The sequence below is a fragment of the Marinovum sp. PR37 genome, from assembly GCF_028807375.1.
GTDB lineage: Bacteria > Pseudomonadota > Alphaproteobacteria > Rhodobacterales > Rhodobacteraceae > Marinovum > Marinovum algicola.
On the sequence record NZ_JARAML010000003.1, the window covers coordinates 83,595 to 105,238 of the forward strand.

Below are 21,644 nucleotides of genomic sequence, written 5' to 3' on the forward strand. Positions count from 1 at the left end.
GATCAAAGGCCGGGCCCGACGCCCGGCCTTTTTCGTTGTCGGACGCCCGCCGGACCGGGCAGGACAATGCCTGGACACCACCCTGAATTGTGTCGCAAATGCGGACAATCTCGGGCAGAGGGCCAAAAAGACTCCGCTAGCCCGCCCCATCTCCGCCGCCTTCCCCAGCGATATCTGAGCCTAGGAAAAGCCCGGTTCCGGGCAAGGAGGCAGAGATGAAGGCCAAACGATCGATCAGGCGCGGGGCATCCGGGTCAGGGGCCGCGGCACCGGCGGCCAAGGGCGCCGCCAAGACCAAGAGAAAATTCGCCATGCCACGGCGTATCCCGCTGACCAAATCGACGCTCGCCTTCGGCAGCGGCGTGATCATCTTCTCGGTCGGCTTCGTGCTTCAGAATTTCGGCACCCACCCGGCCTCTTCGCTCCAGGATGCAAAGCGGCCCGATGTGCAGACCGCCGAATTGCCCAACACGCTTGTGGAAAGCGCCGATCTCAGCGCCATCACCCCGACCTCGGCCGGCGTCCTGCCGGTGGACCGGCCGCTGCCCCCCCTGCCGCGCGATTCGGTCGCCGTTCCGGCCACCGAAACCGAGCCGGGCCGGGGCGTCACCGCTCTGGCCGCGCTTCAGGACACCGCCGTGCCGGAGCCGCTTGACCCGGCGGCGCTGGAGATCGCGCCCGGCGGCGCGGCCCTGAACACGCCGGTCCTCCCCTGCGAGGTGACAATGACCGCCGATCCGGCACCGGCGGCAATGGTCGATCTGATCGTCGAGGCGGCCTGCCTGTCCGACGCCCGGTTTACCCTGCATCACAGTGGCATGATGTTTCATGCGCTCACCGATGAAAACGGCCGGAGCAGCCTGCGCGTCCCGGCGCTGGCCGAAAATGCCGTCTTTATCGCTTCCTTCGACAATTCCCAAGGCGCGGTGGCTCAGATCGAAGTGCCGACGCTGGAATTCTATGACCGCGTGGTGGCCCAATGGCGCGGTGATGCCGGACTTGGCCTTCATGCGCTGGAATTCGACGCCACCTATTTCGGTGAGGGTCACGTGTATTCCGCCAGCCCCGGCGACATGAGCGCGGCGGCCAGCGGCAGCTCCGGTTTCCTCACCCGCTTTGGCGAGAATGCCGGCGCCGATGCGCTGATGGCCGAAGTCTACACCTTCCCCACGCTGACCTCGGACAGCGCCGGGCGCATCGGGCTTTCGGTCGAGGCGGAAGTGACGGCGGCCAATTGCGGCAGGCAGATCGCGGCCCAGACCCTGCAACTCAAGCCCGGCGAAACCCTGCGCAGCCGAGATGTGACGCTCGATATGCCGGCCTGCGATGCCAACGGAGACTTTCTGGTGTTGAAAAATCTCTTTGAAGACCTGAAAGTCGCCGCCAACTGAACGCGACAAAAGGCCTGGCCTGAATGTACAAGTTGTGTGCGGCGTTCTGCGCCGCACTATTCCTTTTTGCGGCGGCCCTGCCGTCGCCGGCGCTGGCCCAGGATGTGGTGCTCACTTCGCTTGATGGCGCGGTCGAGATCGAAGGCACGCTCAAGGGCTTCGACGGGGAGTTCTATCGCCTCGACACCGTCTATGGCGAGATCACCGTCGATGCCTCGGGCGTGAATTGCGCCGGTCCGGGCTGCCCCAATCTCGAGGCCTTCGTGGCCGAGATGCGGGTCTCCGGCTCGGCCACCATGGGCCGGGTGCTGATGCCGGCATTGATCGAGGCCTTCGCGCTGCGCAACGGGCTTCTAGCCAGCCGCAGCGAGGTGGGTGAGAACCGTTTCGACTATGCCCTGCGCGACCGCGAGACCGGGGTCGAGAAAGGCCTGTTCCGGTTTCACACCACCAACACCGACGAGGGCTTTGCCGATCTTCTGGCCGATGACAGCGATATCGTCATGTCGCTGCGCGAAGTCCGGCCCTCCGAGGTGCGCGCGGCGCGCGAGGCCGGGCTGGGCGATCTGACCGGCCCGAACCGCTCGCGCGTGCTGGCGCTTGATGCCATGGTGCCGATCGTTTCGCCGCGGAACCCGCTCAATGCGATCAGCCCGGCGCAACTGGCGCGGCTCTTCAGCGGCGAAATCTCGAACTGGCTGCAAATGGGCGGACCCGATGCGCCAGTGGTGCTGCATCTGCCGCAAGAGACCTCGGGCCTGGCGCAATCGGTGCAGGACAAGTTGATGGCGCCGGCCCGCGCCGATCTTGCGGCCGGGGTCGAACGCCATGCCGACAACACCGAGCTGGCCGAGGCGGTGGCAGGCGACGTGCTGGCCATCGGCATCACCAGTCATTCCGAGATCGGCAATGCCAAGCCGGTGGTGCTGACCGGGCGCTGCGGCTTTCAGCTCCGCGCCTCGCGGCTGGCGATCAAGACCGAGGATTATCCGCTGACGGCGCCGATGTTCCTCTATCTCCCGGCCCGCCGCCTGCCCAAGCTGGCGCGCGATTTCCTCACCTTCACCCGCTCCGACCCGGCGCAGATCGTCATTCGCCGCGCCGGTTTTGTCGATCAGGCCCCCGAGGAGGTGGCGATCAACGCCCAGGGCGACCGTTTCGCCAATGCGATCACCGCCGCCGGCGAAGAAACCTCGCTGGACGAGCTGAAGCGGCTGGTCGGCACGCTGGGCACCCGGCACCGGCTTTCCACCTCTTTCCGCTTCCGGGCCGGCTCGACCCTGCTGGACGCGCAGTCTCTGTCGAACGTGCAACAGCTGGCGCGCGCGCTGGAGGCCGGAAAATACGACACCCGCTCGGTGCTCTTCGTCGGATTCTCCGACGGCCAGGGCGCGGCATCGACCAACCGCGCCATCGCCACGCGCCGGGCCGAGGCGGTACGCGATGCGGTGGTGTCCGCGGCGGAAACCGCCAATCTCGAGCGCGTGCATGTCGACATCGCGGCCTTTGGCGAGGCACTGCCCCTGGCCTGCGACGAGACCGCCTGGGGCCGGCAGGCCAACCGCCGGGTCGAGGTCTGGGTGCGCTGAGCCGCGCCTGGCGCACTTCCGGTACGGCAGTCAAACGCCCGCCCCTGTCCCGGCCCCGTACCGCGCGCCTCCGCTGGCCCCGCCTTGCCGCCAAGGGACCTCTTGCCGCCTGACGCCGCCCATGGCACGGTTTCCCGAAAGCGACCGGAGGCACGGCCCATGGCCACCAAGACCAAAGCCAAAGACGACACCACGCATCTGCCCCAGACCTTCGAGCCGAGAAACCCCGGCATGGCGCTGGATCTCGACTGGGTGCTGGGCGTTCATGCCAACCGCTCGGCGATCGAGCGGCGCGCGGCCACCCTGCCGGGCCGCCGGAGCGTGAAAAAGGACCATCAGGCCGCCTGGCTGTGCCGGGCGATTTCCTGCATCGATCTGACGACGCTGTCCGGCGACGACACCGAAGGCCGGGTTCGCCGGCTCTGCGCCAAGGCGCGCCAGCCGGTGCGCGCCGATATCCTTCAGGAGCTGGGGATGGAGGGGCTGACCACCGGCGCGGTCTGTGTCTATCACGACATGGTGCCCACCGCCGTGCGCGCGCTCGAGGGCAGCAATATCCCGGTTGCCGCCGTCTCCACCGGCTTTCCGGCCGGGCTGTCGCCGTTCAACCTCCGGGTCGCCGAAATTCATGCCAGCGTCGAGGCCGGCGCGCGCGAGATCGATATCGTGATCTCCCGTCGCCATGTGCTGCAAGGCAACTGGCAGGCGCTTTATGACGAGATGCGGGCCTTTCGCGCCGCCTGTGGCGAAGCCCACGTCAAGGCGATCCTGGCCACCGGCGAGCTTGGCACGCTCAAGAACGTCGCCCGCGCCTCGCTGGTCTGCATGATGGCCGGCGCCGATTTCATCAAGACCTCGACCGGCAAGGAAAGCGTCAACGCCACCCTGCCGGTCTCGCTGGTGATGATCCGCGCGATCCGCGACTATCACCAGCGCACCGGCGTGCGGGTCGGCTACAAGCCGGCCGGCGGGATTTCCAAGGCCAAGGATTCGTTGACCTACCTGGCGCTGATGAAGGACGAACTGGGCGACCGCTGGTTGCAGCCCGACCTGTTCCGCTTTGGCGCCTCGTCGCTGCTGGGCGATATCGAACGCCAGCTCGAACACCATGTCACCGGCCGCTATTCGGCCAGCCACCGGCATGCGATCGGCTGACCCCATGCAGCTGTCCCCGCAAACCGCGGCCTTCGCCTTCTTTGCCCTGCTTGTCATGGGCAGCGCGCAGTGGCGCCGGGGCCGCATCCGGCGGGCCGTGCGCGACCTGCCGACCCGCATGCAGCGCCTGCTGGGGCCCGAGCCGCTGTTTACACCGCCCTCCGAAGGCGAGCTGCCCGAGGGTCTGCGCCGTTATGCCGCCCTGCACCACCGCACCCGCTGGGTGCAGCGGGCGATCTGGGCGCTGGCGTTTCTCTGGCTGGGCTACACCCTCTATTCTGTTCTGAAAGGAACGCCGCAATGACCGTGAAAGAGATCTTCGACACCATGGATTACGGCCCCGCCCCCGAAAGCGCCGGCGATGCTCTGGCCTGGATTGTCGATCAGGGCAGCCGCTTCGGCATGTACATCAACGGCGACTGGACCGCGGCGCGCGGCGAGTTCCACTCCAGAAACCCTGCCAATGGCGAAACCCTGGCCGATCTGACCCAGGCGATCCCCTCGGAGATCGACGACGCCGTCGCCGCCGCCCGCGCCGCCCAGCCGGGCTGGGCCGGTCTCGGGGGCCACGGGCGGGCGCGCTATCTCTATGCCATTGCGCGGCTGTTGCAGAAACATTCCCGGCTCTTCGCGGTGCTCGAGACGCTGGACAACGGCAAGCCGATCCGCGAGAGCCGCGACATCGACATTCCCCTGGCGCAGCGGCATTTCTACTATCACGCCGGCATGGCGCAGCTGATGGCGGCCGAGCTTCCGGGCCGCGAAGCGCATGGTGTCTGCGGCCAGATCATCCCGTGGAACTTCCCGCTCCTGATGCTGGCGTGGAAGATCGCCCCGGCGCTGGCGGCGGGCAATACCGTGGTACTGAAACCCGCCGAATACACCTCGTTGACCGCCCTTCTGTTTGCCGACATCTGCACCCAGGCCGGCCTGCCCCGCGGCGTGGTCAACATTGTCACCGGCGATGGCGAGGTCGGTGAAGCCCTCGTCAGCCACCCCGGCATCGACAAGGTGGCCTTTACCGGCTCGACCCCGGTGGGCCGTGCGATCCGCACCGCGACCGCCGGATCGGGCAAGGCGCTGACGCTCGAACTGGGCGGCAAGTCGCCTTACATCGTCTTTGAGGATGCCGATATCGACAGCGCCATCGAGGGGCTGGTGGATGCGATCTGGTTCAACCAGGGCCAGGTCTGCTGCGCCGGCTCGCGGCTGATCGTGCAGGAGGGCATCGCCGAGACCTTCCACAGCCGGCTGCGCGCGCGGATGGACAAGCTGCGCATGGGCAACCCGCTCGACAAATGCATCGACGTCGGCGCCATCGTCGATCCGGTGCAATTGCAGACCATCTCGAAGATGGTCGACAGCAACACCTCGGGCGAAATCTATCGCGCCAATGTCGAGCTGCCGTCAGAGGGCTGTTTCTATCCGCCGACCTTGATCACCGGGCTGCACCCGTCCGACGCGCTGATGCAGGACGAGATCTTCGGCCCGGTGCTTGTCGGCACCACCTTCCGCACCCCGGAAGAGGCGGTGCAGATCGCCAACAACACCCGCTATGGCCTGGCCGCGACGCTGTGGAGCGAGAACATCAATGTCGCGCTCGACATCGCGCCCAAGCTGGCCGCCGGAGTGGTCTGGATCAACGGCACCAACATGTTCGACGCCGCCGCCGGCTTTGGCGGCGTGCGCGAGAGCGGTTTCGGCCGCGAAGGTGGCTGGGAAGGCATGAGCGCCTATACCCGGCCGGGCGGCAAAGCGGACAAGCTGGAAGAGGTCATCGCCTTCAAGAGCGACGCCGGCCCCAGCGATCCGCTCGACCGCACCGCCAAGCTCTATGTCGGCGGCAAGCAGGCGCGGCCCGACGGCGGCTATTCGCGCGGCGTCCATGGCCCCGAGGGCGCGCTCTTGGGGCATGTCAGCCTGGCCAATCGCAAGGATGTCAGGAACGCCGTCGAGGCCGCCAAGGGCGCGGCCTCCTGGGGGGCGACGACCGGCCATCTCAGGGCGCAGATCCTCTATTACATCGCCGAGAACCTCTCGGCCCGGGCGGATGAATTTGCCAACCGGATCGAGGCGCTGACCGGGCGCAAGGATGGCGCCAGGGAGGTGCAGGCGGCGATCAGCCGGCTCTTTACCTACGGCGCCTGGGCCGACAAGTTCGACGGTCAGGTGCACAATGTGCCGATCCGCGCCGTGGCGCTCGCCATGCGCGAGCCCGTGGGCGTGATCGGCGCGCTCTGCGACGATGCGCAGCCGCTTCTGGGGCTGGTCTCGGTGATCGGGCCGGCGATGGCGATGGGCAACCGCACGGTGATGGTGGCCTCCGAGGCCTTTCCGCTGGCGGCCACCGATTTCTACCAGATCCTCGAGACATCGGATGTGCCCGGCGGGGTAGTCAATATCCTCACCGGCAGCCATGGCGAGCTGGCCAAGACGCTGGCCGATCACATGGATGTCGATGCGGTCTGGAGCTTCTCCTCCAGCGATCTTTCGGGCGCGATCGAGCGGGGCGCGGCGGCGAACCTCAAGCGCACCTGGGTCAACAACGGCCGCAAGCGCGATTGGTTCGGCGCCGAGGGCGAAGGCCGGGCGTTTCTCGATGCGGCGACCGAAGTCAAGAACATCTGGGTGCCCTACGGCGCGTGAAGTCCGGCGCGGGTGTGGGGCGTGAGGGTGGGTTGCAAACCCACCCTACCCCTCAGCGCATGGCGGGGCTGATGAACGGGCGGTAGGGTGGGTTTGCAACCCACCTGCCCGGGCGCTCCGGCCCCTACCACTCCAGCACGACCTTGCCGGAGTTGCCAGAGCGCATGGCGGCAAACCCCTCCTGGAACTCTGCCGCCTTGAAGCGATGGGTGATCACCCCGCGCACGTCGAGCCCGTTCTCCAGCATGGCGATCATTTTGTACCAGGTTTCAAAGATCTCGCGGCCATAGACCCCCTTGATGGTGATCGCCTTGAAGACGATGCGGCTCCAGTCGACCGGCGATTTGCCCGGCGGAATGCCCAAGAGCGCGATCCGCCCGCCCATCACCAGCGCCTCGACCATCTGGTCCAAGGCGCGCTGATTGCCGGACATCTCGAGCCCCACATCAAAGCCTTCCTTCATCTTCAGGCCCGCTTTCACGTCGTTGAGATCCTGCTCGGCCACGTTCACCGGCACCACATCGGCAACCTTTTCGGCCAGCGCCAGCCGCTCGGGGTTCACATCGGTGATCACCACATGCCGCGCACCGACATGGCGCGCCACCGCCGCCGCCATGATACCGATCGGGCCGGCGCCGGTGATCAGCACGTCCTCGCCCACCAGATCAAAGCTCAGCGCGGTGTGCACCGCATTGCCCAGCGGATCGAGAATGGCGCCGATCTCGTCGTCGATCTCGTCCGGCAGCGGCACCACGTTAAACGCGGGCAGCCGCAGGTATTGTGCAAAGGCGCCCTGCTCGTTGACGCCGATGCCGCGGGTTTCCGGGTCCAGATGAAACTTGCCGGCGCGCGATTGCCGCGAATGCTTGCCGATCAGATGGCCCTCGCCGGAACAGCGCTGGCCGATGGCCAGGTCTTCCACCCGGTGGCCGATCTCGACGATCTCGCCGGCGAATTCATGGCCGGTCACCAGCGGCACCGGCACCGTCTTTTGCGCCCAGTCGTCCCAGTTCCAGATATGCACGTCAGTGCCGCAGATGCCGGTCTTGCGCACCTTGATCAGCACGTCGTCGGGGCCGATTTCCGGCACCGGCACATCCTGCATCCAGAGCCCTTCGCGCGCCTCGGCCTTCACCAGCGCTTTCATGTCGTTTCTCATGTCCGTGCTCCTTCCAGGATCAGCCAGGTCCAGGTGATGCCGGCCGAGGCAGGCTCACCCGCCCTGGCGCCGGTGTCGATGCGGTCGAGGGTCTCGAACCCGGCCGCCGCCGCCCGCGCGGCTTCCGTCTCGGTGTCCAGGGCCGCGACCCCCTGCCCCTCTGCGCCATGTCGCAGGGCCACGACGGCCCGGCCGCCGGGGCGGAGGATCTCGGTCACCCGCCGCAGGGCCGCATCGCGATCCGCCGGATCAAGATGATGCCAGACCGCGTTGAGCAGCACCACGTCAAAGCCCCGCGACGCGAGGCCGGCCAGCTTCGGAAGCTGCGCGTCGCGCCAGCTCAGCCCCGGGTGTTGCGCCTGGCCGGCACTGCGCAGGGTCTCGGTCGGCTCCACCGCCGTCACGGCATAGCCCAGCGCCGCCAGCCAGGCGGCATCGCGCCCGGTGCCGGCACCGATGTCGGCCACCGGCGCCGGGGGCCCGGGGAAATGCGCCATCACCGGCGCCAGCACCGTGGCGCTGTCGACCCTGTCGTAGCGGTCGATCAGCGCCGCCCCGTGCGCGGCATAAAGCGCCAGGGCCTCTCCGGCCAATCCGCTCATGGCAGCACCCCCACCGCCCGGCCGGCGCGCTCGAAGGCGCCCAGCGCCTCATCCAGATCGGCGCGGGTCAGCGCAGCGTTCATCTGTGTCCGGATCCGGGCCTGCCCCTTGGGCACCACCGGAAAGAAGAAGCCCGAGACATAGACCCCCTCGTCGAACAGCCGCGCCGCCATCTCCTGCGCCAGACGGGCCTCACCCAGCATCACCGGCACGATGGGATGTTCGCCGGGCAAGAGGTCAAACCCGAGCCGCTCCAGCCCGGCGCGCCAATAGGCCGTGTTCTCGAACAGCCGCGCCCGCAGGTCGTCACCCTGCGCCACCAGATCGAGCGCGGTGATCCCGGCGGCCACCACCGCCGGCGGCAGCGCGTTGGAAAAGAGATATGGCCGGCCGCGTTGGCGCAGCAGGTCCACCACCGGTTGCGACGCCGCGACATAGCCGCCGATCGCCCCGCCCAGCGCCTTGCCCAGCGTGCCGGTGAGGATATCGGCAGAAACCCCGGCATGGGCCGGGGTGCCGGCGCCCCCGGGGCCCATGAAGCCGGTGGCGTGACAATCGTCGACCATCAGCACCGCGTCATAGCGGTCGGCCAGCGCGCGAATCTCGCCCAGTTTCGCCAGGTACCCATCCATCGAGAACACGCCATCGGTGGCAATCATCACATGCCGCGCGCCGCCCTCGCGGGCCTCTTTCAGCTTGGCCTCGAGATCCGCCATGTCGGAATTGGCGTAGCGGAACCGCCGCGCCTTGCACAGGCGGATGCCGTCGATGATGCTGGCATGGTTGAGCGCGTCCGAGATCACCGCGTCTTCCGGCCCCAGCAGCGGCTCGAAGACCGCGCCATTGGCATCGAAACAGGCGGCAAAGAGGATCGCGTCGTCCTGGCCGAGAAAGCTGGCGAGCTTCTGCTCCAGTGCACGGTGCAGTTCCTGCGTGCCGCAGATGAAGCGCACCGAGGCCATGCCGTACCCGTGGCTGTCGAGCGCCTGTTTGGCCGTCTCGATCAGCGCCGGGTGATCGGCCAGCCCGAGGTAATTGTTGGCGCAGAGATTGATCATCTCACGGCCCTGCACCTGCATTCTGGCACCCTGCGGGCCGGAAATCGGCCGCTCGACCTTTTTCAGCCCGTCTGCCTCGATCTGTGACAGCGTGTCGGTGAGATGTTCCAGAAATGCCTGCGCCATGGTGCGACTCCTTTCGTCACCCCTTCTAGCACAACAGACGACAATCCGAAATAGCGGATTTTCGGATTAGCGGAATAAATCCAGTATACCGGATATCGCCGACGAGGATTGCACCCCCTACCCGCTGTCCTGCACCACCAGGAACACCTTGGCATCCCCATCCACCGCACGGATGCAATGGCGCAGATCGGCGGCGTAGCGCGCGCTGTCGCCGCAGGCGAGCCGCGCGCTTGCCTCGTCAGAGGTGATCTCGACCGTGCCGCTGATCACGCTCAGGATCTCGACCGTGCCACGTTTGTGCGGCTGGCTGTCAAGCCGGCCGCCCTCGTCAAAGCGCAGCTCGTAAAGCTCGTTTCGCCCGGCCTCCTCGGGCGGCGAGAGGATGCGGATGCGACAGCCCGCGCCCATATTGTCGATTGTCGGGATCTGGTCTGCGCGCAGCACCTCGATGCGGTTGGCCTGCGCCTCTTCTTCCAGCAGCCCGGCAAAATCCACCTGGAGCGCGCGGGTCAGGTTCCACAGGGTGGCGATGGTGGGCGAGCTTTCGCCGCGTTCGATCTGGCTCACCATCGACCGCGACACGCCCGAAAGCTTCGACACCGCGTCGAGCGACAGGCCCTGCGCCCGGCGGGCCTCCTTGAGCCGTGCCGGCAGCAGCGCCAGAATATCGTCTGATGTATCCGTCATGGCGGAATAGTGGGGCGAAACCTGTGGCAGTTCAAGCGGGCAGTGACCCGACGTTCTGCTGACAGCGGCGGCGGCGGCCGACATACTCCGGCCAGAATCGGAGAGAGGAAAGCACATGTCTGAAGATATCGTCATTCTCGGCGGCGCCCGCACCGCCATCGGCACCTTCGGCGGCGCGCTGGCCGCCACCCCGCCCATCGCCCTAGCCACCCAGGTCACCAAGGCGGCGATGGCGCGCGCCGGGGTCGAGCCCGGCCAGATCGGCAACGTGGTCTTTGGCCATGTCATCAACACCGAGCCGCGCGACATGTACCTCAGCCGCGCCGCCGCCATCGAGGCCGGTATCCCCGAGACCACCCCGGCGATGAACGTCAACCGGCTATGCGGCTCGGGCGCCCAGGCGGTGGCCTCGGCCACGCAATCCTTGATGCTGGGCGATGCCGATTTCGCCGTTGCCGGCGGCGCCGAGAGCATGAGCCGGTCGCCTTTCATCAACCCGTCGCAGCGTTTCGGCCAGAAAATGGGCGATATCCGCACGCTCGACATGATGCTCGGTGCCCTGCATTGCCCCTTCGGCACCGGCCACATGGGGGTGACGGCGGAAAACGTTGCCGCCGAGCACCAGATCAGCCGCGAGGATCAGGACGCCTTTGCGCTGGAAAGCCAGCAGCGGGCCGCCCGGGCCATCGCCGAAGGCCGCTTTGCCGAGCAGATCGCCCCGGTCGAGGTGCGGGTCAAACGCGACATGGTGGCCTTTGAAGTGGACGAACACCCCAAGAGCACCACCGCCGAGGCCTTGGCCGGGCTGCGCGCAGTGTTCCAGAAGGATGGCAGCGTCACTGCGGGCAACGCCTCGGGCATCAACGACGGCGCGGCGGCAGTGGTTCTGGCGCGGAGCGCGGCGGCCGAAAAGGCCGGGCTGCGCCCCAAGGCCCGGGTCCTGGGATATGCCCATGCCGGGGTGCGGCCCGAAGTCATGGGCATTGGCCCGGTGCCGGCGGTGCGCAACCTGCTGGAGCGCACCGGCCTCACGCTCGACGCCTTTGACGTGATCGAATCGAACGAGGCTTTTGCCGCCCAGGCACTGGCGGTGAACAACGAGCTTGGGCTCGATGCCGCCAAGGTGAACCCCAATGGTGGCGCCATCGCGCTGGGCCATCCGGTGGGGGCGACCGGGGCGATCCTGGTGGTCAAGGCGCTCTACGAGCTGGAGCGGACCGGCGGCAAGACCGCGCTGATCACCATGTGCATCGGCGGCGGCCAGGGCATCGCGCTCGCCATCGAACGCGTCTGAAGCGGGGACCGGCGGGGGAAACCCCCGCCCTCCCCCTGGCGACACCTCGCTACGGCCGCCGCACCGTCGCCGCCACCGAGGACCCCGCCCCGTCGATCACCGACAGGCGCGAGAATCCGGCCGAGGGCAGCATCACCGGCAGCACCCGGTCGCGCGTGGCGGTGACGCGCGGCGCGCCATCCACCAGCAGGGTAAAGGGCGGCGTACCGTGGCGCAGCTTGATCGTCACCTCCGCCCCGCCCAGGACCGCGCCATCGGGCGGATAGGCCAGCTCCAGCCGACTTGCGCCGCTGCGATACTGCCCGTCGCGGGCGCGAAAGCGCCGCAGCGGCTGCGGCAGATCGGCATTGCGGACCAACAGCGTCGCCGCCGGCGGCGGCGGCAGATCGGCCGGCGCGGGCTTCAAGAGCTGGAAGGCTTCGAACAGCACCGGCGCCGCGATCTCGCCGCCAAAGGCACCGGGCACCGGCGTGCCATCGGGCCGGCCCAGCCAGACGCCCGCCACATGCCGCCCGTCATAGCCCAGCGCCCAGGCGTCGCGGTGGCCATACGAGGTGCCGGTCTTGTATGCCAGCCAGTCACGCGGCGCGCCGGGAGGCGGCGCGATCTCCGACAGGATTTGCCCCACCTGCCAGGCCGCGACCGCGCCGGTGACATCCGCTCCCGGCGCAGCGGCGGCGCCCTGGCGCCAATGCAGAGGCCGCGCCGACCCGCCCCGCGCCAGTGCCGCGTAAAGCTGCACCAGATCCTCCAGCGTCAGCCCGAGCCCGCCCAGCGCAATGGCCAGCCCCGGCTGTCCACCTTGCAAGGCCGGTTCCGCGCCGGAGCGGCGCAGGGCAGCCATCAGATGCGCCGGGCCCAAGGCTTCGGTGATGCGGACAACCGGGATGTTGAGCGACATCTGCAAGGCGCGCGCCACCGTCACCTCGCCACGAAACCGACCGTCGAAATTCTGCGGCACGTAAGGCCCGAAGCGCACCGGGCTGTCGTCTATCAGCGTTTGCGGATGAGCCAGCCCGCGATCGAAGGCCAGCGCATAGACCAGCGGTTTCAGCGTCGAGCCGGGCGAGCGCAGGGCGCGGGTCATGTCGACAAAGCCGTCGCGCGTCTCGGCCGCGCCCAGCCCGGCCGAGCCAACCGAAGCCAGCACCTCGCCGGTCGCGTGATCGGCCACCACCAGCGCGATGGAGAGGTGATCGCCCTTGCCCTGCACCGCCCGCGCCGCCAGCGCCTCGAGCCGCGCCTGCACGGCGCGGTCCACCGTCAGTTCATGCACCGGGGCAAAGGGCGCGGCCTCGCGCGCGCGGTCGGCCAGATGCGCCGCCAGCACCGGGAAATCGCGGCGTGCGGCCGGCACCGGCTCGCGCCGGGCGGCCGCTGCGGTCTCGGCGTCGATCACCGCAAAGCGCCGCATCCGCGCCAGCACCCGGTCGCGCGCCGCCAGCGCGCGGGCCGGGCGTTTGTCGGGGCGGCGGCCTTCGGGGCTTTGCGGCAGTGCCACCAGCAGCGCGGCCTCGGCCGGGGTCAGCCGGCGCGGTTCCTTGCCGAAATAGCCCAGCGTCGCGGCGCGGACCCCCTCGAGGTTGCCGCCATAGGGCGCATGGGTGAAATAGAGCGTCAGGATCTCGCGCTTGGTCAGCCGCCGCTCCAGCGCCAGCGCCAGTCGCGCCTGGCGCAGCTTGCCCGAAAGCGCGCCGGTGCCGCTATCTTCCAGCAGCCGGGCCACCTGCATCGTCAGGGTCGAGCCCCCCGAGGCCACCCTGCCATGGCTCAGCGCCTGCCAGACAGCGCGGGCCACCGCCCTGACATCGACGCCGGGATGCCGCCAGAACCGCTTGTCCTCATAGGCGATCAGCATGGCGACCAGTTTCGGATCGATCTGGTCCAGGGTCACCGAAAACCGCCAGCGCCCGTCCTCGACCGTATAGCCGCGCAGCAGCCGCCCGTCGCGGTCGCGGACCTCGACCGAGGTCTCGGCCAGCACCGGCGGCAGCACGGTGGCGGCCACCCAATCTTCGAAACCGTCCCGCGCAGCGGCCCCGCCCCAGAGCAGCAGCACCAGCGCAAAGAGGCCGAAGCGCCTCATTCCGTCACCGTCAGCCGCCCGGATGCCGTGCGCGCACGGTATTGCGGGCGGTACATGTCCTCGACCACCGCCGCCGGATGGTGGAAATCGCCGGGCGAGATGGCGCGGACGACATAGGCCAGCTCGAAGGCCTGCGCGCCGTCATGTTCGACCGCCGCAAGAAAGCGGTCGGCCCGGAATTCGGCATGTCGCGCGGGAACCGGATCGAGCCAGTCGAGGGCGCGAATGTCGCCCGAGCGCAACAGGTTCGGATTGTCGATCTCGAAGCCCGCCGGCAGCGGGTCGTCGATCATCAGCCGCGCGCCGGTCTCTTCCGCCGGGATCACCCGCAGCACCGTCACCAGCCGCGTGCCCATGGCCACCGGCCCGGTGACCGGCGCGCCCTCCATGGTGAAATAGCGCCGCTCGAGCCGGTAGCCGTAACCGCCCGCCGCGACCGCACCGGCAGGGGTGCCAAAGGTGGTAAGGGTGACATCGGTGGACTGATCGCCGCCGTTGGTGATGCTGCGTGGCGCCGCACCGCCGTCGAACCGGCGCACCAGCGGGCCGGTGACCGGCTCGCCGTCCAGCAGGATGCCGGAGACCGCGGGCTCGGTCACCATGGCATGGGCGGCCAGCAGCGACCAGGCCTGCTCCTGGGTCGAAAGCTCCGGCCGGGCGGTCGCAATCCGCTGTACCAGCGCGGCGCGATCCACCGCCGAAGAGCCGGCGGCCACCGCCAGCGACAACAGCCCCGCCGCATCGCGCAACCCGGTGCCATAATCGGCCCGGTAGAGCGGCGGCTCGGCTTCGGAGGGCGGGGCCAGCTTGTCCATTGCGATGCGGAACATGGCATCGGCGCGGGTCTGATCACCATACATCGCCAGCGCCGCGCCCAATTGCGCGGCGGCCAGCGGCGTGGCGAAATCGCGGCCTTTCACATCGGCGTAATAGCGCAGGTAGCCCATTGCCGCGCCGCCTTCGCGTGCCAGCACCATCAGCGCATAGGCGATATCCTCGCCCCCGGTGTCGAAATCGGGGGCGTAGTTCACCCGGTTGCCCAGATTGTCCATCGCCTGGCGAAAGGCCTGATCGGGCACGGCAAACCCCTGCGCCCGCGCGCGGCTCAGGAAATCGGTGACATAGGCGTCGAGCCAGAAATCGCCCGACTCGGCCTGCCAGAGACCGAAGGCGCCATTCGGCGCCTGCCGCGTCAGGATGCGGGCAACGGTCGAATCGATGCGCGTCTGAATGCGGGTCGTTTCGGTCAGGCCCATCGCCTCGGCCACCGAGGACATGTAAAGCAACGGCATCGCCTGGCTGGTGATCTGTTCGGTGCAGCCATAGGGATAGCGGTCGAGCGCGGCGAGCATGCGCGGCGCATCGAACCGCGCCAGCGGCCCGGCGGAGACCAGCGCCGAGGCGCCGCGCGGGCGCAGCCCGGCAAAGACATTGTCGTCAAAGCTGAAAGTCTCGCCGGGGGCCAGGCTGAAGCGGCGGGTTTCCGAGATCTCGGGATCGTTGTTGCGCACCGCCACGGTCAACCGCTTGCGCAGCACCTGCCCCGCCGGGGTGGTCAGCGCGACGGTGATCGCGTGGTCACCCGCGGCCTGCGCGGTGAATGGCACGACAACCCGCGCCTTGGCCTGTTCGCCCAGCATCAGGCTTTCGGGAATGGCCCCGGTGTCGAGGCCGAGACCCGCACCGGTGACCGCGAGGTCGATCCGCCCGGCCGGCCCCTCGGCGTGGGTGATTTCCAGCAGCATCCGGCTGCTGTCACCGGGGGCCAGGAAGCGCGGCAGGCTGGCACTGACCACCACCGGGTCGCGCACCAGCACATCGCGTTCGGCCTGCCCCACCCCGGTGGGCGACCAGGCCATGGCAGCCAGCCGGACGGTGCCGTTGAACTCGGGGATGTCAAAGGTCAGCTCGGCCCGGCCTTCGGGCCCGACCTGCACCGGCCCGGAGAACAGCGCCACCAGCTCTTCTGTCGGCGGCGGGCTGTCATAGCGGCCGGCCTCGCCGGCATCGCCGCCGGAGCGGACTCGCCCCATGGCGCCGTCGAGCCCGTTGATCAGCCGGCCGTAGAGGTCGCGCATCTCGACGCCGAGCTTGCGCTGACCGAAGTAATGGCCTTGCGGATCGGGGCTTTGGAACCCGGTGATGTTGAGAATGCCCAGGTCGGTCGCGGCAACGGTCACATAGGCGGTTTCGCCCTCGGCGATGCCATCGACCTGCACCTGTGCCCTCAGCGGCCCGCGTGGCGCCGAGGTCTCGCCGGTGATCAGCGAGACATCGAGTGCCCGCGCGCCGGGATCGATGCCCGCATGGGCCAGGCCGAGCGCCCGGGCCGGGGCCTGCCCGGAGGGGGCATCCATCGGCCGGATCACCGTGGCCGTGACATAGGCACCGGCGCCCCAGTCGTCGGTCACCGGCAGGGCGACGGTGTTCTCGCCCTCGCTGACCGCGACGCTCTGCATGTCGATCACCCGGTGCGACATCACGGTAATCAGCGCCGTGCCGGCATACCGCGGCACCAGCCGCAGGGTGGCCGTCTCGCCCGGGCGATAGGCCGGCTTGTCGAGCGACAGCTCCAGCATATCCGGCGTTTCGGTGGCATCGGCGGGCGCATACCAGCCGGCCCAGAAATCGGTCGAGGCGGCGACATAGCCGTCGCCGCCCTGGCGTTCGACCACGAGCTCGTAATTGCCCCAGTCGACATCCGCACCGATCTCGACCGGGGTGGCGCCCAGCGTGACCTCGCCGCTGGCGGCCTCGGTGCGGGTGACCACCGGCTCCCAGTTCCATTCGCCGTGCAGGCGATACCATTCATAGCGCGTGCGCACCCGGTTCAGCGTCCATTTCACCGGCAGCGCGGCAGGTTGGCCCCGGGCATCCAGCCCGATCAGCCGGAATCGCGCCTCGCCGCCCTCCTGCACCACACCGTCGAATTGCGGCTTGATGCCGATCACCGGGCCGGCGGCGGCCAAGGCGCGGGTCAGCCGGCGTTCCACCGGCCGGCCGGAGCCTTCGGAGAGGGAGACGACGACCTGCGCCTGCATCGGCAGGTCGGCCGCCGCGCCGTCGATCTCGGGAAAGTTCAGCGGCGTGGTCAGCCGCCCCGCCGCATCGGTGCGCAGATCGCCCTCGAGGTAGCGCGTGCGCGGATCGAACGCCACATCATGCCGGCCAAAGCGGTAGCCCTCCCAGCCGTCGATGGCCTCGGCGCGCGAAAGCCGCACCCGGATCTCGGCCGGCAGATCGGCCCCCGGCGCGCCAAAGAGATAGCGCGCATCGATGGTCAGCTCCGGGCTGTCGGCCAGGGTGACCCGGCCTTCCGGCAGCGAGAGGTCGAAATCGATCCGCTCGGGCAGGAAATCCTCGACCAGCACGCTCCGCGTCGCCAGGGCGGGCGCTTCGGGGTCGGAATGCAGCGCGATCCGCCAGGTGCCGCGCGGCACGGTGGTGCCCAGCGGCATCTCGAAGACATGGCCGCCGGCCCGGGGGGCCTGCGACAGGTGGCGGGCGTATTCCACTCCGTCAGGACGGGTCAGCACCGCCACCAGCGGCAGGCCCTCGATGGCCCGGGCCCGGGCATCGCGTGCCAGCGCGGTGGCATGGATCACCTCGCCGGCGCGATAGGCGCCCCGGTCGGTGGCCAGAAAGACATCGACCGGGCCGGCCGGAGCACGCCCTTCGACGCCGCGGTCCGAGAGATCGAAGGCCGGATCCGTCAGCGACAGAAAGGCGATGTCGTCGGCGGTCTTGGCCACCAGCAGCGCCGGGGCGGCGCCCTGGGTGCCGCGGGTCAGCCCGGGGTCGAAGCGCACATGACCGGCCGCGTCGGTCCGGGCTTCGGCCAGCACCCGGTTGGCCTGGGAAACCAGCTGCACCGCCACGCCGTCGCGCGCGCGCGCATCGCCGAGACCGCGAATGAAGACATGCAGCCCGTCGGTGCCGGACAGGCTTGCCAGCCCCAGATCGGAGAGCACGAACCATTGCGTCGCCGAATTGTCGGAATATTCATCCTCGCCCGGCACCCGCGCGGTAAGCGCATAGATCCCCGGCGGCTGATCGGCCAGCACCGCGCCCATCGGCAAGCGGGTGGTCACATCGCGATTGAGCTGCTGGTCGACCTCGCCGGTGCCCTGCCAGATGGTTTCGCCCACCTCCCGCTCGAACCGCCGCTCGGTGTAATAGCCCATGGGCGCGCCGAAATAGCTGTCCTGGATGGCGCGCAGGAGGTTGCGGTCCGACACCCGTCGCAGCGTGAGATCGACCTCGGAGAGATTGACCGTCTCGATCGGCAGCCCGGCATCCTGCGACCGTGGCAGCACATAGGCCCGGCCCTTGAAGGTGACGGCCGGCGCGCGGTCGCGGATATATTGCGTGAGGGTCACATCTCTGGTCAGCCGTTCGCCGGACGCGGCCGGAAGCCCGGCGCGCAGGGTGATCGCATAGCGCGTGCCATGCGCCACGCCGCCGACACAGATTTCCCGCTCGGTGGCGCTGACCACGAGGCCGGGATCGGGCAGCCGGACATATGGCGTGTAATCCAGCCCCGCGCGCAGCAGATCTTCGGAAAAGGCGGCGCAGATGCGCGGCTCGGCGCGGTCGCTTTCGACCCGGTGATCGGTGACGCGAAAGCCGTATTTTCCAATCGCATCATCCAGCGCGGCCACCACGTCGGCGCGCGGCAGCAGGGCCTCGGCCAGCCGCAATGTCGGCACCATCTCTTTCCCGCGCCCGGCCGCTTCCAGCGCCTCGGCCAGCACCAGCAGCGCCGCGACGCGGCCCGCCTCGGCCGGCGCGCGCAGATAGCCGTTGACGCCGGCCGCCACCGCGCTGTCGGCCAGCTGCCGCTGCTCCGAACTGCGGTCCGCGGCCGCGCCAATGGCCAGCGCCAGGCGGGCATATTCGACCCAGAGATCGGCGGCATCGCTCTGCGCCAGTGCCGCGCCGGTCCAGTGCAGCGCATTGCCGAGATCGCCTTCGGCCTCTTTCTCGCGGGCGGCGGTCAGCAGCACCTCGACCGTCCACTTGCCGCCCATGTGCCTCTGGCCCAGGCCCTCGGCCTGCGCCAGCGCCGCATCGAGATCGGCTCTCGGCAGAAAGGCCAGATCGCCCGCGCGCGGTTCGGCCCGCGCCATAACCTCGGGATCGGTCGGCACCACAATGGCGGAAATCGCCCCTTCATAGGCCTGCCGCTCGCTTACCGAGGTCTTGGGGAAACAGGCGTTGGAGCGGCTGTTGAAGGTAAAGGCGGCGCAGGCGTTGTCGGACAGGCAAATCCGCTGGCAGGCCTCCAGCGAGGTATCGAAAAGCGCCTGAAGATCGGAGCCGAAGAAATCGATGTCGCGCGATACGACCACACGCCGGTCAGGCAGGATATCCTCGGCCAGCGCCGGCACGGCAAGGGTTACAAGCGACAGAGCAAAGAGAAAGCGGCGCATGAAAAGACCTCCGGGCTAAATGCCACCAGTGTCTCATGTGCCGGCCCGACCTGGCAACGATTCCCGCCCTGGCGTCAATGCTGCGTCAATTGCCGTTCCCGGCGCGGCTTAAACAGATCTTCACCCCTTGCCGCCAAGGTGCCGCCAATGAGCCGAAGAACGACCGGAGCCGGGCGATGACTCTCGCCAGCAAACTTGCCGAGGAACGCCGCGCCCGCCTTGCGGCGGAGCGCCTGCTCGAGCTCAAGCAGGCCGAGCTTTTTGCCGCCAATCGCAAGCTTGGCCATCATGCCCGCGCGCTGAGCGAGGAGATCGTCGAAAAGCGCGCCGAAATGGCCACGGTGCGCGACGAGAACCAGCGGGTGAAATCCGACCTCACCCGCGCCACCGAAAACCTCGAGGTCGCCGAACGCCGGCTGGGTCAGGCGGTGGAAACCATCGAGGACGGATTTGCCTTCTTCGACGCCAATCACTGTCTGATCTTTGCCAATTCCGCCTATCTCTCGGTGTTCGACGGGATCGAGGAAATCCAGCCGGGCATCTCCTTTGCCCGCGTCCTGCAATTGCTGACCGAAGAGGGCATCGTCGACACCGACGATCTTGTCCCGGCCGACTGGCGCGCGATGATGCTGGGGCGCTGGCAATCGCCCAGCCCCGAACCGGTGACCCTCAGGCTCTGGAATGACAATTACATCCGCGTGCATGACCGGCGCGGAGAGGCCGGCGACGTGGTGAGCCTTGTGCTCAATATCACCGACACCATCCGCTATGAAAAAGACCTGCGCCGGGCGCGCAACCGGGCCGAGGCGGCGAACCGCGCCAAATCGGCCTTTCTCGCCAATATGAGCCACGAGATCCGCACTCCGATGAACGGCGTGATCGGCATGGCCGAACTGTTGACCGATACCGAGCTGAGCGAAGAACAGCGGCTTTACGTCAACACCATGCGCAGCTCTGGCGAGGCGCTTCTGGTGATCATCAACGACGTGCTCGATTATTCCAAGATCGAGGCTGACAAGCTCGAACTGCACCCCGAAACCTTCGATCTCGAACGCGCGATCCACGAGATCGTCATGCTGCTGCAACCCACGGCCCGCGACAAGGGGATCGACCTGCTGGTCGATTACGACATCTTCCTGCCGACGCAATTTTTCGGCGATCCCGGGCGCATCCGCCAGGTGCTGACCAATATCATCGGCAATGCGGTGAAATTCACCCTCAGGGGCCATGTGCTCACCCGCGTGGTGGGGGTGCCGCGCGACGATGGCACATCGGCCATCCATGTCACGGTCGAGGATACCGGCATCGGCATTCCGCCCGACCAGCTTGGCCATGTGTTCGGCGAATTCAACCAGGTCGAGAGCGAGCGCAACCGGAAATTCGAAGGCACCGGGCTGGGGCTGGCCATCACCAAGCGGCTGATCGGCCTGATGGGCGGCGAAGTCTGGGTCGACAGCGTGCAGGGCCAGGGCTCTAGCTTCGGCTTTACCCTCACCCTGCCCTGCCCCTCGGGCGAGACCGTGCAACCGCCGGTGATGCCGCGCCATCTGCGCCGGGTGCTGATCGTCGATGACAAACCGGTCAACCGGCTGATCCTGGAAAAGCAGCTTCAGGTCATGCTGGTGGAAACCGCGAGCTGCGCCAATGGTCGCGAGGCACTTGACCTGGTCAGCCAGGGCGGCGGGTTCGACCTCGTGCTGACCGATCACAACATGCCCGAACTTGACGGGCTCGAGCTTGCCGAGGCGCTGCGCGCGGCCGGGCAAGAGGCGCCGATCGTGATGCTCAGTTCGAACACCGGCTTTGCCGAGCAGGATCCGGCCGCCAGGCATTTGCATGCCATCCTGCAAAAACCGGTGCCGCGTGCCCGGCTATTCGAGGTGCTCAGCGGTGTCACCGAGGCGCCGCTAGTCGCCGCACCTCCGTCCTTACCAAAACTGCCGCCGCCGCCGGCCGCGGAAAAGCCGGAACCAGAGCCGCCCGAGGCGGTCAGGCTGCGAGTCCTCGCCGCCGAGGACAACCGGACCAATCAGTTCGTTTTCCGCAAGATGGTCAAATCCCTGCCGGTCGATCTGCATTTCGCCAACAATGGCGTCGAGGCGGTGGCGCTTTTTCGCGAGCTTCGGCCCGATATCGTCTTTATGGATATTTCGATGCCCGAGATGGACGGCAAGGCGGCCACCCTGGAAATCCGCAAGCTCGAGGAGGGCGGCGGGCACCGCACCCCGATCATCGCCTGCACCGCCCATGCGATGACCGGCGACCGCGAGGCGCTGATCGCGGCGGGGCTCGACGATTACATCACCAAGCCGCTGAAACGCGCCGCCATCGAGGATATGCTGACAAAATACACGCCCCGGAAGGCGACGATGCGCGCCGGCTGAGGGGTGTCGGCCGCGCAGGGGCGGGCCGACACCCG

At 68.2% G+C, this 21,644-nt stretch carries 13 protein-coding genes; 7 read left to right on the forward strand and 6 right to left on the reverse strand.

All coding sequences use genetic code 11. The annotated features are described in order from the left end of the window. Window positions 1-311 precede the first annotated feature (311 nt). From PVW49_RS03550 to PVW49_RS03570, 5 genes are all read left to right on the forward strand, one after another. Window positions 312-1,391, forward strand: coding sequence for a translocase (locus PVW49_RS03550; protein WP_274565719.1), 1,080 nt, complete (start codon window positions 312-314; stop codon window positions 1,389-1,391). A 23-nt stretch (window positions 1,392-1,414) separates the two neighbouring features. Then, entirely contained in the window at window positions 1,415-2,980 is a 1,566-nt protein-coding gene (locus PVW49_RS03555; RefSeq protein ID WP_274589909.1) for a phosphate ABC transporter substrate-binding/OmpA family protein, read from the forward strand. 159 nt (window positions 2,981-3,139) lie between these two features. Then, the gene (gene deoC / locus PVW49_RS03560) at window positions 3,140-4,135 is read left to right on the forward strand and encodes a deoxyribose-phosphate aldolase (protein ID WP_048533442.1); all 996 of its coding nucleotides are present in this window, start codon (window positions 3,140-3,142) and stop codon (window positions 4,133-4,135) included. Window positions 4,136-4,139: 4 nt separating this feature from the next. After that, complete coding sequence (locus PVW49_RS03565) at window positions 4,140-4,439, forward strand: hypothetical protein (protein WP_048533443.1); 300 nt, start codon at window positions 4,140-4,142, stop codon at window positions 4,437-4,439. Next, the gene (locus tag PVW49_RS03570; RefSeq protein ID WP_274589910.1) at window positions 4,436-6,781 is read left to right on the forward strand and encodes an aldehyde dehydrogenase family protein; all 2,346 of its coding nucleotides are present in this window, start codon (window positions 4,436-4,438) and stop codon (window positions 6,779-6,781) included. The genes PVW49_RS03565 and PVW49_RS03570 overlap by 4 nt, the downstream gene beginning before the upstream one ends. A 124-nt stretch (window positions 6,782-6,905) precedes the next feature. Here PVW49_RS03570 and tdh read toward each other — a convergent pair whose 3' ends face one another. The 4 genes from tdh to PVW49_RS03590 all read right to left on the reverse strand — a co-directional run bounded on the left by tdh (window position 6,906) and on the right by PVW49_RS03590 (window position 10,413). Continuing rightward, on the reverse strand, window positions 6,906-7,940 hold the full coding sequence (gene tdh, locus PVW49_RS03575; RefSeq protein WP_274589911.1) for an L-threonine 3-dehydrogenase: 1,035 nt from the start codon (window positions 7,938-7,940) through the stop codon (window positions 6,906-6,908). Further along, window positions 7,937-8,542 (reverse strand): class I SAM-dependent methyltransferase, encoded by a 606-nt coding sequence (locus tag PVW49_RS03580; RefSeq protein ID WP_274589912.1) that lies wholly within the window; start codon window positions 8,540-8,542, stop codon window positions 7,937-7,939. The genes tdh and PVW49_RS03580 overlap by 4 nt, the downstream gene beginning before the upstream one ends. After that, a complete protein-coding gene (locus tag PVW49_RS03585) occupies window positions 8,539-9,726 on the reverse strand; it encodes a glycine C-acetyltransferase (protein ID WP_048533446.1) in 1,188 nt (395 codons plus the stop codon). Before PVW49_RS03585 ends, PVW49_RS03580 begins: the two co-directional genes overlap by 4 nt. Window positions 9,727-9,843: 117 nt before the next feature. Next, a complete protein-coding gene (locus PVW49_RS03590) occupies window positions 9,844-10,413 on the reverse strand; it encodes a helix-turn-helix domain-containing protein (protein WP_074839519.1) in 570 nt (189 codons plus the stop codon). A gap of 115 nt (window positions 10,414-10,528) precedes the next feature. Between PVW49_RS03590 and PVW49_RS03595 the strand changes: the two genes are divergently transcribed. Beyond that, entirely contained in the window at window positions 10,529-11,707 is a 1,179-nt protein-coding gene (locus PVW49_RS03595) for an acetyl-CoA C-acyltransferase family protein (protein WP_274565713.1), read from the forward strand. 49 nt (window positions 11,708-11,756) lie between these two features. Here PVW49_RS03595 and pbpC read toward each other — a convergent pair whose 3' ends face one another. Together pbpC and PVW49_RS03605 are read right to left on the reverse strand one after the other, a co-directional pair. Then, complete coding sequence (pbpC, locus tag PVW49_RS03600; protein WP_274589913.1) at window positions 11,757-13,793, reverse strand: penicillin-binding protein 1C; 2,037 nt, start codon at window positions 13,791-13,793, stop codon at window positions 11,757-11,759. Further along, the gene (locus tag PVW49_RS03605) at window positions 13,790-19,225 is read right to left on the reverse strand and encodes an alpha-2-macroglobulin family protein (RefSeq protein WP_274589914.1); all 5,436 of its coding nucleotides are present in this window, start codon (window positions 19,223-19,225) and stop codon (window positions 13,790-13,792) included. Before PVW49_RS03605 ends, pbpC begins: the two co-directional genes overlap by 4 nt. Window positions 19,226-19,401: 176 nt before the next feature. Here PVW49_RS03605 and PVW49_RS03610 point away from each other — a divergent pair, with 176 nt between their 5' ends. Beyond that, window positions 19,402-21,609 (forward strand): response regulator, encoded by a 2,208-nt coding sequence (locus PVW49_RS03610; protein ID WP_274589915.1) that lies wholly within the window; start codon window positions 19,402-19,404, stop codon window positions 21,607-21,609. The last annotated feature ends 35 nt before the right edge of the window (window positions 21,610-21,644 follow it).